11 protein-coding genes and 1 pseudogene are annotated in these 13,223 nt (G+C 70.9%); 6 read left to right on the top strand and 6 right to left on the bottom strand.

Going from position 1 to position 13,223, the window contains the following annotated elements; genetic code table 11:
- Nucleotides 1–4 precede the first annotated feature (4 nt).
- The 3 genes from ACIP6U_RS43465 to ACIP6U_RS43455 all read left to right on the top strand — a co-directional run bounded on the left by ACIP6U_RS43465 (nt 5) and on the right by ACIP6U_RS43455 (nt 2,975).
- Nucleotides 5–1,702: a GH25 family lysozyme gene (locus tag ACIP6U_RS43465; protein WP_401728519.1), complete on the top strand. Its 1,698-nt coding sequence runs from the start codon at nt 5–7 to the stop codon at nt 1,700–1,702.
- Nucleotides 1,703–1,770: 68 nt separating this feature from the next.
- Entirely contained in the window at nt 1,771–2,187 is a 417-nt protein-coding gene (locus tag ACIP6U_RS43460) for a hypothetical protein (protein ID WP_401728517.1), read from the top strand.
- A 38-nt stretch (nt 2,188–2,225) separates the two neighbouring features.
- The gene (locus tag ACIP6U_RS43455) at nt 2,226–2,975 is read left to right on the top strand and encodes a D-Ala-D-Ala carboxypeptidase family metallohydrolase (RefSeq protein WP_401728515.1); all 750 of its coding nucleotides are present in this window, start codon (nt 2,226–2,228) and stop codon (nt 2,973–2,975) included.
- 101 nt (nt 2,976–3,076) lie between these two features.
- Here ACIP6U_RS43455 and ACIP6U_RS43450 read toward each other — a convergent pair whose 3' ends face one another.
- The 4 genes and pseudogenes from ACIP6U_RS43450 to ACIP6U_RS43435 form a co-directional block, all read right to left on the bottom strand.
- Nucleotides 3,077–4,156, bottom strand: a complete 1,080-nt coding sequence (locus ACIP6U_RS43450) for a helix-turn-helix domain-containing protein (RefSeq protein ID WP_401728513.1) — start codon at nt 4,154–4,156, stop codon at nt 3,077–3,079.
- A 162-nt stretch (nt 4,157–4,318) separates the two neighbouring features.
- Nucleotides 4,319–4,627: pseudogene (locus ACIP6U_RS43445) on the bottom strand (zinc-binding dehydrogenase); the annotation flags it as partial.
- A 220-nt stretch (nt 4,628–4,847) separates the two neighbouring features.
- Nucleotides 4,848–5,705 (bottom strand): ketose-bisphosphate aldolase, encoded by an 858-nt coding sequence (locus ACIP6U_RS43440; RefSeq protein WP_401728511.1) that lies wholly within the window; start codon nt 5,703–5,705, stop codon nt 4,848–4,850.
- 79 nt (nt 5,706–5,784) lie between these two features.
- On the bottom strand, nt 5,785–6,666 hold the full coding sequence (locus ACIP6U_RS43435) for an SIS domain-containing protein (RefSeq protein ID WP_401728509.1): 882 nt from the start codon (nt 6,664–6,666) through the stop codon (nt 5,785–5,787).
- A gap of 135 nt (nt 6,667–6,801) precedes the next feature.
- On the opposite strand from ACIP6U_RS43435, the gene ACIP6U_RS43430 reads away from it, so the two are divergent.
- A complete protein-coding gene (locus ACIP6U_RS43430; protein ID WP_401728508.1) occupies nt 6,802–7,581 on the top strand; it encodes a DeoR/GlpR family DNA-binding transcription regulator in 780 nt (259 codons plus the stop codon).
- Between the two features lie 125 nt (nt 7,582–7,706).
- Nucleotides 7,707–9,545, top strand: coding sequence for a glycoside hydrolase family 15 protein (locus tag ACIP6U_RS43425; protein ID WP_401728507.1), 1,839 nt, complete (start codon nt 7,707–7,709; stop codon nt 9,543–9,545).
- A gap of 25 nt (nt 9,546–9,570) precedes the next feature.
- On the opposite strand, the gene ACIP6U_RS43420 is transcribed toward ACIP6U_RS43425, so the two are convergent.
- Complete coding sequence (locus tag ACIP6U_RS43420) at nt 9,571–9,693, bottom strand: hypothetical protein (protein WP_401728506.1); 123 nt, start codon at nt 9,691–9,693, stop codon at nt 9,571–9,573.
- Nucleotides 9,694–9,723: 30 nt separating this feature from the next.
- On the bottom strand, nt 9,724–11,232 hold the full coding sequence (locus ACIP6U_RS43415; protein WP_401728505.1) for a carboxylesterase/lipase family protein: 1,509 nt from the start codon (nt 11,230–11,232) through the stop codon (nt 9,724–9,726).
- Between the two features lie 212 nt (nt 11,233–11,444).
- Here ACIP6U_RS43415 and ACIP6U_RS43410 point away from each other — a divergent pair, with 212 nt between their 5' ends.
- The gene (locus ACIP6U_RS43410) at nt 11,445–12,986 is read left to right on the top strand and encodes an amidohydrolase (protein WP_401728504.1); all 1,542 of its coding nucleotides are present in this window, start codon (nt 11,445–11,447) and stop codon (nt 12,984–12,986) included.
- Nucleotides 12,987–13,223 lie beyond the last annotated feature (237 nt).

Here is a 13,223-nt window from a genome sequence, read left to right as displayed (position 1 = left end):
CCAGATGGGACAAAGGACGCTTCTGCGGGGTCTGACCCTCGCCGTGGCAGCGGTCCTGCCCCTGTACGGGACCACGGTGGCGCAGGCTGCGGAGTCCGCAGTCACCGCCGCGGTCGCGGTCTGCGGGCATACGAGCGAACAGCCCACGCTGCAACAGGGATCGACGGGGGACGCGGCGGTCGAGGCGCAGTGCGAGCTCAATCTGGCGACGAAGCCGAGCAAGTACACGCCGATCGCGGCGGACGGCTCGTTCGGGCCGGCGTCGGCGGCACGCGTCAAGGACTTCCAGCGGTGTGCCGGGCTCGGCGTGGCCGGTGTGGTGGGCCCGCAGACCTGGGCGGCGCTCAACACCTGGGCCGCGCAGCCGCACACCTGCGCCACCCAGGGCACGTCGAGCACCGCGCAGACGTCCGTGTGCGGCCACACCGACACGCGGCCGACGCTGCAACAGGGCGCGAAGGGCACCGAGGTCATGGAGCTCCAGTGCCGGCTGAACCTGGCCATGGAGCCGTACCACTACGCGCCGTTGACGATCGACGGCGACTTCGGGGGCGGGACCAAGTCCCGCGTCATCGAGCTCCAGCACTGCGCGAACCTCAGTGCCGACGGTGTCGTGGGCCCCAACACCTGGGCGAAGCTGGTGGATTGGTCCGGCCGTAACGCCTACTGCACGCCGCCGCGCCCCGCCGGCTACGCGATCGACGGGCTGGACACCGCCAAGTACCAGCACCCGGGCGGAGCGGCGATCGACTGGAAGGCCGTGAAGGCCTCGGGAGTCGAGTTCGCGACGGTCAAGGCCACCCGTGGTCTGAACGTCACCGACGAGTACCTCGCCACCGACCTCGTCGCGGCCAGGGCCGCGGGGCTGGCCGTGGCGCCATACCACTTCTACACGGGCACGGCGGCCGACACGGGTGCGGCGCAGGCCGACCGGTTCATCGCCGCGGTGCGGGCGACCGGTTACACCGGGCAGCGGGCGGGCGATCTGCCGCCGATCTTCGACCTGGAGCGCATGGACGACGGCAGTGGCCGCTGTCCCACCTACGGCACGGTGAGCGATGCCAAGGCCTGGCTCGACAAGGTGGAGGCGGCCTTCGGCCGTACCCCGATGATCTACACCCAGAAGTCCTTCCTGGACGACTGCATGGGTTCGACCACCGCCTTCGCCCGGTATCCGCTGCAACTCGCGGACTACCGCCAGTCGATCACCTCGCCGCCGGTGCCGAACGGCTCGACGACCTGGTCGATGTGGCAGTACACCGACGCCGCGCTCTTCCCGGGCCTGCGCGCTCCGGCGACCGGGGACGTGTTCAACGGCACCCAGGCCGACCTGGACCGGCTGGCCAACCGCACCTCCGGTCTCACCGCTTCGGCGTCGCGCGCCGCGGCCGTCAACTCCACCACAGCCGCCACCAGTTGCTACGGCGGAGCGGTCACCGTGCGCTACGGGGACGTCCTCGACTTCGGCCCGTACGTGACCACCAGTCGCTGCATCGACATCAACATGCGCGTCATCAGTGGAACCGCCGACTACTTGAACGTCTGCGTGAAGTTCGCCAAGACCGGCACCTGCAACCGCTGGACCAAGGTCGGCCGGAGCTGGACGACCATCGCCACCGACGTCCTTGACGGCACCAAGTTCACGGTGCCCAACGGCGTGCCCCTGGAGGGCGACGACGCGGTCGCGCAGATCGCCTTCTGACGCCCTGTCCCTCTCCCGCCGCTCATCTTCTGCACCTCATCTCCTCCCCACATCGAACGGAGACCACCATGGTCCGGACCAAGGCGCTCGCCTCGGCTCTGTTCACCACGGCCGCGCTGCTGGCAGCGGGCGCCGTCCCCGCCACCGCACAGTCCTCGGCCGCCGCGGTCAGCTGCTACGGCGGCGCGAAGACCCTGACGTACCACTACCAGGCGGCGGCCAAGGAGTACGGCACGTACACCACGTCCTCGCGGTGCAATGACATCAACATGCGGCTCATCACGGACGTGCCGGGGGTGTACCTGGACGCTTGTGTGGTGTTCGTCGACCACACCACCAAGTGCAACAACGACGACGCGTACACCACGCACGGTACCGAGTGGGGAACCGTCGCCACCGACGTCAAGGACGGCACCCACTTCATCCTGCGCGTGCACGCCTATGACACCGACGCGCAGAACGTGACGTTCCAGATCGCCTACTGACCCCGTCTCCCCCACCACCGTTCTCCGAAAGGACGATGATGACTTCCTCCTTCCGTCCCATGAACCGCCGCGCCATGCTGCGTGGCACGCTCGCCGCCGGTGCCGGCGTCGCGTTCGGCCAGTTGCTCTTCTCCGGCGTCGCCGAGGCCTATTCGTGGACGCGCACCCTCAACGAGGGCGCCACCGGCGCCGACGTGACCGAGCTCCAGATCAGGATCGCGGGCTGGGCGGCGGACAGCGCGAGCCACAGCCGGGTCGGTGTCGACGGGGACTTCGGCCCCGGTACGGCCGCGGCGGTGCGCCGCTTCCAGTCGGCGTACGGTCTCACCGCCGACGCCAGCGTCGGGCCCAACACCCAGGCGAAGCTCAACGCGCTGGAGCAGTCGGACGGTTCCACGCTCCACTTCAACTGGACCGAGTTCGAGAACCAGACGGGCGGCGGCTTCAGCGGCGGCAAGCTGAGCACGGCGCAGGTGAAGGAGAACGTCCGCCGCTGCATGTACAAGCTGGAGGCGCTGCGCAAGAAGCTGGGCGACAAGCCGATCACGGTCAACTCCGGCTTCCGCAACATCGCGCACAACGCCGAGATCGGCGGGGCCAGCGACAGCATGCACCTGTACGGCACGGCGGCCGACCTCGACGTGGCGGGGGTGGCCACCAAGACCGTCTACCAAAAGGCGGAGACCTGCGGGTTCTCCGGGCTGGAGACGTACACCGTCGACCACCAGCACGTCGACAGCCGGGCCGACCTCGGCCGCGACTGGTGGTGGCAGGACGGCACCGTCTGACGCCGCACTCGGGGGAGTGGAGCTCCGGGTACCGCCACGGCGGTACCCGGAGCTCCGCGCATCAGCTCTTCGGCCCGCCCGTCACCTTCTCGGCCTGTCCGTCAGCTCTTCGCCTTGTCCTTCAACGCCGCCTCGCAGGAGGGCCAGTCGTGGAAGTCGTGCTCGGCGCTCCACAGCCGGTGGGCCGCCTTGATGTTCCAGTCCGGATCGAACGCCCGCAGCGGTGTGCCGCCGAGTTCGGGCAGGCGGCGGTCGGAGATCTGGAACACGCCCCAGTTGCGGCTGCCGTTGGTGTTGGGCAGTACGTAGAGCGGGTCGAGGAAGGACGCGCAGCGGGCGACGGCCACGGCGGTGTCGGGATCCTCGACGAACACCTCGCGGACCCGCTTCGCCACCCTGGCCTGGGACCAGGTCGCCATGCTCACCTTCTGCGCGTAGAGCGCCTTCTTGGTGGCGTCGTCGACCACGTTCGTGGCCGGCAGACCGGCCAGCACCTGGAACGCGGTCAGTCGGCGCAGGGTCTCCGGCCCGAAGTCCCCGTCGACGGCGAGCTTGCCCTTCGCCCGCAGCAACAGGGTCTGCAACTCACGTACACACTCGTCGTGTTGTCCCATGCTGACCGACTTGCACGCCTTGGAGTACAGGAGCCTGTTGCCGACCGCGGGTGAGCCGCCGCCGGTGCCGCTGTCGGGCATCCACACGAAGCCCGCCACCAGCACCACCGCGACCACGGCGGCCAGTACCGCCCACCGGGAGGACCACTTCTCCGGCACCCGGGACCGTCGCGGCTTCCCGGTCTCGCCGGCGGTGACCTCCGGTGGGGTGATGTCGTCCGGCTCCGGTTCCGACTCCGATCTCGGTTCCGACTCCGGTTCCGGTTCCGACTCCGGTTCTTGCTCCGGGTCGTCCTTGACCGGCACCACCGGTGCGTCCCGTTCGGTGTCCGCCAGCGCCCACAGCCGGTGGAGTTCGCGCAGTTCCTCCGCGCTGGCGCCGCACACCTTGGCGAAGGCGTGCACCACCCGATAGTCCGCGGGGACGCTGAGTCCGGAGCAGTACCGATGCAGGCTGGAACCGCTGACGCCCGCCTCCTTGCCGAGCCGGTCGTAGCCCCGACGGCTGCGGTCCTTCAGCATCCGGAGGTGGGCGGCGAACTTTTCGGTATGCGGAGAGGCAACCACTCAACCACCCTCGCTCAAGCCTCTACTGACGGGTAGAAGCTACACCCCGTGAAGAGATTGTGTATGTCCTTTCAATTCCGCAACGCGGTTACCAAATGCCTTTTCGGCAGCCCTATTTGACAGAACGTCAGCAGAAACACTTCGTCCCGGTATTGGAGTGCTTCACCCCAGGTCCAGCACCACCTTGCCGATCGCCTCCCCGGTCCGCAGCCGCTCGGCGGCCTCCGCCAGCCCCTCGATGCCGTGGCGTTCGATCTCCAGGGTCAGCTCCCCCGTGCGCAGTTCGGCCAACAGCCCCTCCGCGTCCGCCGCGACCTCCTTGCCCCGGGACATCAGGTTCACCGGCAGCAGGGACACGTCGGCGAGCAGGAAGTCCGCGAGGTCCACGCCGAACTCACGGCCGGCGGTGTAGCCGACGAGTGCGGCACGACCGCGAGGGCGGACGAGGGGCAGGCAGTCGCGGAGCACCGGGCCGCCGACCGTGTGCGGTCCGTGCCACCCGGTCGGCCCGGTCGCACGGCGGGATCCGCACTCCGATCCGCAGGGGGCCGTTGTCGGTGCTCATGTCGCCAGGAACGCTCATGGGAAGGACCCTAGGGAGGCCTGAGCTGCGGCAAAATGGCTCCGGTCCGGTGAGTGGGCCGCCACCGAATGGCTGCGGTCCGGTGAGCGGGCCGCCCAGGACGGACGGTCAGGCCTCCCCGCCCAGCACCTGGATGATCCGTCGGGCCTCCTCCGCCATCGCCTCCCGGCCCACGCTCAGGTACGTGCGCGAGTCGACCGCCTCGGGGTGCGCGGCGAGGAAGTCGCGGACGGCGCCGGTCATGGCGACGTTGAGGGCGGTGCCGACGTTGACCTTGGCGATGCCGCCCGCGATCGCGGCGGTGAGTTCGTCGTCCGGCACTCCGGAGGAGCCGTGCAGGACGAGGGGGACGTCCACGGCGGCGGAGAGGCGTTTGATCAGGGCGTGGTCGAGGGTGGCGGTGCGGGTGGTCATCGCGTGCGTGCTGCCGACGGCGACGGCGAGAGCGTCTACGCCGGAGTCCGCGACGAAGGCCCCCGCCTCGACGGGGTCGGTACGGGCGCCGGGCGCGTGGGCGTCCAGCGGGGGCTCGCCGGTCTTGCCGCCGACCTGGCCCAACTCGGCCTCGATCCACAGCCCTTGGGAGTGCGCCCAGTCGGCGGCGGCCCGGGTCGCGGCGAGGTTGTCGAGGTAGGGAAGGCGGGCCGCGTCGTACATCACGGAGCTGAAGCCGGCGGTCGCCGCCTGGCGCAGCAGGTCGTCGCTCTGGATGTGGTCGAGGTGCAACGCGACGGGCACGCAGGCGTGTTCGGCGGCGGCGACGGCCGCGCGGGCGAGCGGGAGGAGGCGGCCGTAGCGGAACTTGACGGCGTTCTCGCTGACTTGGAGGACGACGGGCGCCTGCGCGGCCTCGGCGCCGGCGACGACGGCCTCGACGTGTTCCAACGTGATGACGTTGAAGGAGGGGACGGCGGAGTGTGCGGCGGCGGCGCGGGTGACCAGCTCCGCGGTGGTGACGAGGGGCACGGATTCTCCTCTCCTTAGTTCTTTTCAGGGGGTTCGGAGTTGTCTTCGGCGGGTCGGGGTTCTCTTCAGCGGGGTCGGGTCAGGGGGCGAGGATCACCGAGCGGGTGAGGTGGCGCGGGACGTCCGGATCGAGACCCCTGGCCGCGGCGACGGCGACCGCGAGGCGTTGGGCGCGGACCAGTTCGGCGAGCGGGTCGAGGGTGCCGGCCACCCACAACGCGCCGGTGGCGCCAACCTGTTCGGCGAGTCCTTCGGGCGCCTCGCCGAGCATCCAGGTCGCGGTACCCCGCGTGGTGATGCTGATGGGGCCGTGCCGGTACTCCATCGCGGGGTAGGTCTCGGTCCAGGCGAGGGAGGCCTCGCGCATCTTCAGGCCGGCCTCGTTGGCGAGTCCCACCGTCCAGCCGCGGCCCAGGAAGGTGAACTGCGTGCAGGCGACCAGCCCTTCGGGCAGCGGTGCCTCCAGCGCGGTACGGGCGTCGGCGACGGCGGTGTCGGGGTGCAGGCCGAGGTGGGCGCGGAGCAGGGTCAGCGCGGTGGTCGCGAACCGGGTCTGCACGACGGAGCGTTCGTCCGCGTAGTCGAGGACGACGACGTCGTCGGCGGCCGTCATGACCGGCGTGTGCGGGTCGGCGGTGATCGCGGTGGTACGGGTGCGACCCCGCAACTCGCCGAGCAGCTCCAGGACCTCGGTGGTCGTGCCGGACCGGGTGAGGGCCACGACACGGTCGTACGAGCGCCCGTGCGGGTACTCGGAGGCGGCGAAGGCGTCCGTCTCGCCCTGGCCCGCGCTCTCGCGCAGGGCCGCGACGGCCTGCGCCATGAAGTAGGAGGTGCCGCAGCCGACGATCGCGACCCGCTCCCCCGGCGCCGGCAGCACCCCGCCGTACCGGGGTGCCTCCGCAGCGGCACGGGTCCAGCACTCGGGCTGGCTGGTCAGCTCGTTCTCGACGTGGGTCATGGCCCTACCCCTCCCCGGATATGATTGTTCTTGCAAGATATAGCGAGTTTCCGAGCACAATCAAGCATTCGAGCGCACTCCAGGTGCGCTAGGGTCGCCGGAGATCGAGCATCGGACGGGGAACGGAGGGGTCGGATGTCGCGCGACGCCCGCTGGCAGACGCTGCTGGAGCTGCTCGTCGAGCGGGGCCGGCTGGACGTCGAGGAAGTGGCCGTCGAGCTGGCGGTCTCGGCCGCGACGATCCGGCGCGACTTCGACCAGCTCGCCGAGCAGCAGATGCTGGTCCGCACCCGTGGGGGCGCGGTCGTGCACGGGGTCTCGTACGAGCTGCCGCTGCGCTACAAGACGGCCCGGCACGCCTCCGAGAAGCAGCGCATCGCGAAGGCGGTCGCGGATCTCGTCGCACCCGGCGAGGCCGTCGGCCTGACCGGCGGGACGACGACCACCGAGGTGGCGCGCGCCCTGGCCGTACGCGGCGATCTCGGCTCCGGCTCCCCCGCGCTCACCGTCGTCACCAATGCGCTCAACATCGCCAACGAGCTGGCCGTACGCCCCCAGTTCAAGATCGTGGTGACCGGCGGGGTCGCCCGTCCGCAGTCGTACGAGTTGATCGGGCCGCTCGCCGACGGGGTGCTCGGCCAGATCACCCTCGACGTGGCCGTGCTCGGTGTCGTCGCCTTCGACGTCACGCACGGGGCCGCCGCGCACGACGAGGCGGAGGCCGCGATCAACCGGACGCTGTGCGAGCGCGCCGAGCGCGTGGTCGTCGCCGCCGACTCCAGCAAGCTCGGCCGGCGCGCGTTCGCCCGGATCTGCGCGGCCGAGGCGGTGGACACGCTCGTCACGGACACGGCGGCAGGCGCGGACACGGTACGGCGCTTCGAGGAGGCGGGCATCGGCGTCCTCGTCGTGTGACCGGCCACGCCGTCCTCTCCGTGTGACTGGCCACAGTCCCTTCCGGCCATCTCGATCCTCGCGCCCGCAAGACCGTTTCCACCTAGGCTGAGAGCGCACTGTGGGTCGGGGATCGGGAGGCGGCGATGGGCGCGACGGAGAACGACCAGGACACCCCCGGGGGCGACCGCCGCTATCTGCCGATCGCCGAGCACGGGCTGATCGGCGATCTGCGCAGTGTGGCCCTGGTCGGGACCGACGGCACCATCGACTGGTACTGCTGCCCGGCCTTCGACGCGCCGAGCGTCTTCGCGGCGATCCTGGACGCGGAGCGCGGCGGCTCCTTCGAGCTCGCGGCGGCGGTGCCGGCGAAGACGAAGCAGTTCTACTTCCCGGACACCAACGTCCTGATCACCCGGTTCTTCACCGAGGAGGGCGTCGGTGAGGTGCAGGACTTCATGCCGATCGACGGCGAGGACGGCGACGCCGAGCGGCACAGGCTGATCCGCCGGGTCGTGTGCGTGCGCGGCTCCATCCCGTTCCGCACCCGGGTCGCCCCGCGCTTCGACTACGGCTCCCTGCCGCACACCGTGCGCATGCTGGGCGAGGCGGCCGTCTTCGAGGCCGGCGAACTGTCGCTCGCGCTGACCTCGACCGTGCCGCTGGAGGCCGACGGAACGGACGTACGGGCCGACTTCAAGCTCGCCGAGGGCGAGCAGGCCGTCTTCGCCCTCGACCAGGTCGGCCGCGGCATCGAGCCGCACCGGTGCGCGAAGGAAGAGGCCGAGGCGCAGTTCGCCACGACGGTGGACTACTGGCGGCGCTGGCTGTCCGCCTCCAAGTACCGGGGCCGCTGGCGGGAGATGGTGCACCGCTCCGCCCTCACCCTGAAGCTCCTCACCTACGCGCCCACCGGCGCGATCGTCGCCGCCCCGACGACCAGCCTGCCCGAGCAGCTCGGCGGCGAGCGCAACTGGGACTACCGGTACGTGTGGGTGCGCGACGCGGCCTTCTGCGTCTACGCGCTGCTGCGGCTGGGGTTCACCGGCGAGGCCGAGGCGTTCATGAAGTTCGTGACCCGGCACATCAGTCCGGGCGACGGCAAGCCCTCGGGTCCGCTCCAGATCATGTACGGCATCGACGGCCGCGCCGACCTCCCCGAGATCGAACTCGACCACCTGGAAGGGCATCAGGGCTCCGCGCCGGTCCGGGTCGGCAACGCCGCCGCCGAGCAGCTCCAACTCGACATCTACGGCGCGCTCATCGACTCGATCTACCTCTACGACAAGTGGGCCAAGCCCGTCTCCAGCGCCCAGTGGGACGACGTGTGCGCGCTGGTGGACTGGGTGTGCGACAACTGGGACCAGCCCGACGAGGGCATCTGGGAGACGCGCGGCGGCCGCAAGCCCTTCCTGTACTCGCGGCTGATGTGCTGGGTGGCGATCGAGCGCGCGATCCGGATGGCCAACCGCCGCGGTCTGCCGGCCGACCTGCTGCGCTGGATCGGCTGCCGGGACACGATCTACCGGCGGATCATGAGCAAGGGCTGGTCCGAGTCCCGCCAGGCCTTCGTGCAGTACGAGGGCAGCGAAGTCCTGGACGCGTCCGTGCTGATGATGCCGCTGACGAAGTTCATCGCGCCCACCGACCCCAAGTGGCTGTCCACTCTTGACGCCCTCACCCACGACCTGGTCTCGGACTCGCTGGTCTACCGCTACGACCCGCTGGCCAGCCCCGACGGGCTGCGCGGCGACGAAGGCACCTTCTCCATCTGCTCGTTCTGGTACGTCGAGGCCATGGTCCACGCCGGCCGGATCGACGAGGCGCGCCTCGCCTTCGAGAAGATGCTCACGTACGCCAACCATCTGGGCCTGTACGCCGAGGAGATCAGCCAGACCGGTGAGCAACAGGGCAACTTCCCGCAGGCGTTCACGCATCTCGCGCTGATCAGCGCGGCGTTCAACCTGGACCGGGCCCTCGGCTGAGGACCCGGTCGGGGCAGCACTCCGGTCAGGACGGCAGACCCGCCCAGAACCCGAGGTTGTGCTCCTTGCCGAAGTCCCGGGTGACCTTGGAGCAGGCCGCCGGGGGCCGGTCGCTCGACGGAGCGGTGTCGCAGGCGACCAGGGACATCAACTCCCCTGTTCTGGCCCGGTACTTGGGCTAGGCGGGGGTGCGGGGTCCGTTGGGATCACCGGCGGCGGCGAAGCGCCCCCAGTAGGTGATCATCTGGTGGGACAGCTCCAGTTGGTCGTCGTCATAGGGCAGGGTCTGGCCGAGGTAGTCCCAGAGGTAGCCGAGGTCGTCGACGTGGATCGCGCCGCCGAACGGGAAGTTCCGCGCGGTCTCGCTCTTCTGCTGGATGAGGAAGATCGAGGTGAAGTGCGGGGTGTCGCTCTCGGCGAACTCGTAGGCGTAGGTGGGCACCCACTTCGACAGCGTGGCGATGAGCTGTTGGCGGGTGTAGGAGGTCGAGCCGTTCTGGACGGCGGTCCACGCCTGGCCCGGCGTCGGGTAGGCGCTGAGCGGGTACTCGGCGAGCACCTTGCCGGCGTTGGCCCCGTAGGCGGAACGCACGGCGGCCTCGTACTGCGCGGCCGTCAGCGGCGTACCGAGGTAGTCGTAGTTCTGGAAGGTGAACAGGCCGCGCTCGCTGTTGGTCTGGCCGAGCATCACGGGTACGCGGTTGAAGGCGCCGGTCTGGACGGCGGCGCCCGGGTTGACCGGGAAGGCGGAGCCGCCGAGGGACGGGGCGACGCCGGCCTGTTTCTGGGCGGTGAGCAGGTCGGCGGCGGACTTGCCGCGCAGACAGGCGAGTTGATCCGGGGCGTCGGCGCAGCCGACGGCTTTCACGAAGGCTTCGCTCTGCGCCTGCCCGGAGGCCGCGGACTGCAGGTTGCAGCCGCCGCTGAGGATGCCGGCGCGGGCGAAGAGGCCCTTGGCGGTGGGTGAGGCGAGGTGGTCGCAGACCGAGCCGGCGCCGGCAGACTGGCCTGCGATGGTCACGTTCTTCGGATCGCCGCCGAAGCGGGAGATGTTGGTGTGCACCCAGCGCAGGGCCGCCTGCTGATCCAGGAGGCCGTAGTTGCCGGGGCCGTCCTTGTTCTCGGCCCGTAGCTGGGGCAGGTTGAGCGTACCGAGCACGCCCAGGCGGTAGTTGACCGTGACGACGACGGCGCCGGTCTGCTCGACGAACTTGCGCGGGTTGGTGTCCTGGCCCGCGCCGCCGGTGAAGCCGCCGCCGTGGATCCAGACCAGCACGGGGGTCCGCGCCCGGGCGTCGTCCGGGACGTAGACGTTGAGGGCGAGGCAGTCCTCGGTGGTGGTCGTCTTCTCGTAGCCGGGGTCCCAGCCGCTGTTCTGCGCGCACCGGTCGCTGAAGGTGCCGGCGTCGCGCACGCCGGACCACGGGGTGACCGGCTGCGGGGGCCTCCAGCGGTTCGCGCCGGCGGCGTCGGCGGCGTAAGGGATGCCCAACCACTCGTCGTAGCCGGTGCGTTGGGCGCCCCGGACCTTTCCCGCGGTGGTCTGGACGGTGGTCGAGACCGGGCGTTCCTGGGTTCCGGTCTGTGCGGTGTGGGCCGCTACGGGGGCTGCGATGCCCAGGCCCAGGAGACTCAGGGTGGTCAGGACGGCGCGGGCTCTGCCGCGCAGGACGGTGATCGCTCTCATGGCTCCTGCTCTCTGCGTGCGGGCTGGCAGGCGCTGCGCTTCGAGGGGCGTGAGGGGCGGAACGGCACGTTCTGCGACGGTAGTTCGGGCGGCATCCTGTGAGCAATATGTGCGACGGAATTGTTCACAGTGGCCGGTTCTGTCAGCACCCGGTGGTCGCCACGTAGCCTCGGTCCCGCCCCACCGCACGTGATCACACCACTGGAGCCCTTATGACGAGCCTCGACGGCATCTCCGGCCCCCTTGCGGACGCTCTCGACGACCCGCCACCCGCGCTGACCCTCACGCGGGTGCGCTTGGGGGCGGGCGGGCCGCTGCGCAGCCTGCGGATCGAGGGCGGCAGGATCGTCGCGATCACGGAGGGAGCAGCGGAGGGGGGCGCGGCGGGCGACCTCGGGGACGGCCCGGTGGTCGATCTCGACGGGCGTACCGTGCTGCCGGGTCTGTGGGACGCCCATGTGCATGCGGCTCAGTGGGCGGGCAACCGGCATCGGGTGGACCTGTCCGGGCTGGGGTCCGCGCGGGCGGTGGCGGATGCCGTACGGGCGGCCGCGGCCGAACTGCCCGGCGGGGACATCCTGTTGGGGCAGGGGTTCCGGGACGGGCTGTGGCCCGACCTGCCGCACAAGTCGTTGCTCGACGCGGTGTGCCCGGACCGGCCGGTGGCGCTGATCAGCGCCGATCTGCACGCCGCGTGGCTCAACTCGCCCTGTCTGGCGCTGGTCGGGCGCGGCGACCATGCCACGGGCGTGCTGCGGGAGCACGAGTGCTTCGAGGCGGTCACCGCGCTGCCCGAGGTGCCCGAGGCGGTCCTGGACCGCTGGGTGGCGGAGGCCTGCCGGGACGCGGCGGCGCGCGGCGTCACGGGGTTCATCGACTTCCACTTCTCCGACAATCTCGCCGACTGGAGCCGCCGGGCCGCGAGTTCACCGCCCCCGGTGCGGGTACGGGCCGCCGTCTACCCCGCGCACCTGGAGGCGGCGATCGAGCGCGGGCTGCGGACCGGTGACGAACTGCCCGGGACCGGCGGCCTGGTCCAGGTCGGGCCCCTGAAGCTCTTCACCGACGGCTCCCTCAACACCCGGACCGCGCTGTGCTGCGACCCGTACCCCGGCATGGAGGGCAGCGAGGAGGCGTACGGCATCGAGGAGACGCCGTACGAGGAGCTGGTCCGGCTGATGCGGCGGGCCTCCGCGCACGGGATCGAGCCGGCCGTCCACGCGATCGGCGACCGGGCCAACACCCTTGCCCTGGACGCGTTCGAGGCGGTCCGCTGCCGTGGGCGCATCGAGCACGCCCAGATGCTGTCGGCCGCCGACGTGCCTCGGTTCGCGGAGCTGGGGGTGACGGCGGGGGTGCAGCCCGCGCATGCCCCCGACGACCGCGATGTGGCGGACGTGTACTGGGCGGGGCGCACCGGGCGGGCGTTCGCCTACGCCGACCTGCTGGCGTCGGGTGCCCGGCTGGAGTTCGGTTCGGACGCCCCCGTCTCGCCGCTCGACCCGTGGCTGGGCATCGCCTCGGCCGTCAGCCGGACGAGCGACGAACGGCCCGCCTGGCATCCGGAACAGCGGGTCCCGGTACGGGCGGCGCTGGCCGCGTCGGCGCTCGGGCGGTCGCTGATCCGGGTCGGCGACGAGGCCGATCTGGTGGTCGTGGACGCGGATCCCCTGGAGGCGGACGCGGACACGCTGCGGGAGATGCCGGTGCACGCGACGATGCTCGGCGGGCGCTGGACGCACGGTCCTTCCTGACGCCCTCCACCGCCGGTGAAGGCTCGGACGGCCCCTCGCGCCCGAGTCCCGTCCGAGCCCGCCGACACGGGATCGGCCTTCGGGTCCAATAGAGGCGACAAGGAAGCTTAGGTGAGGCTAACCTAAGCTTCTACGCCCGACCGGGAGGCCGTGCCGTGGACGAGTCCTGCCACTCGCCACCCGCGCGCCGACGGCCCCCGTACGCCCCGGGCCCGTGACCGCGAGGGGAAACGATCT

The sequence above is a fragment of the Streptomyces sp. NPDC088794 genome (assembly GCF_044750545.1).
Lineage (GTDB): Bacteria > Actinomycetota > Actinomycetes > Streptomycetales > Streptomycetaceae > Streptomyces.
The sequence above is the reverse complement of the archived record's forward strand: the minus strand, read 5'-3'. Positions and strand labels throughout refer to the sequence as shown.

Excerpts from the sequence above, each read along its gene's own strand:
- ACIP6U_RS43465 (WP_401728519.1), top strand. The coding sequence starts at position 5 with ATGGGACAAAGGACGCTTCTGCGGGGTCTGACCCTCGCCGTGGCAGCG.
- ACIP6U_RS43460 (WP_401728517.1), top strand. The coding sequence starts at position 1,771 with ATGGTCCGGACCAAGGCGCTCGCCTCGGCTCTGTTCACCACGGCCGCG.
- ACIP6U_RS43455 (WP_401728515.1), top strand. The coding sequence starts at position 2,226 with ATGACTTCCTCCTTCCGTCCCATGAACCGCCGCGCCATGCTGCGTGGC.
- ACIP6U_RS43435 (WP_401728509.1), bottom strand. The coding sequence starts at position 6,666 with ATGACCCACGTCGAGAACGAGCTGACCAGCCAGCCCGAGTGCTGGACC.
- ACIP6U_RS43430 (WP_401728508.1), top strand. The coding sequence starts at position 6,802 with ATGTCGCGCGACGCCCGCTGGCAGACGCTGCTGGAGCTGCTCGTCGAG.
- ACIP6U_RS43425 (WP_401728507.1), top strand. The coding sequence starts at position 7,707 with ATGGGCGCGACGGAGAACGACCAGGACACCCCCGGGGGCGACCGCCGC.
- ACIP6U_RS43420 (WP_401728506.1), bottom strand. The coding sequence starts at position 9,693 with ATGTCCCTGGTCGCCTGCGACACCGCTCCGTCGAGCGACCGGCCCCCG.
- ACIP6U_RS43415 (WP_401728505.1), bottom strand. The coding sequence starts at position 11,232 with ATGAGAGCGATCACCGTCCTGCGCGGCAGAGCCCGCGCCGTCCTGACC.
- ACIP6U_RS43410 (WP_401728504.1), top strand. The coding sequence starts at position 11,445 with ATGACGAGCCTCGACGGCATCTCCGGCCCCCTTGCGGACGCTCTCGAC.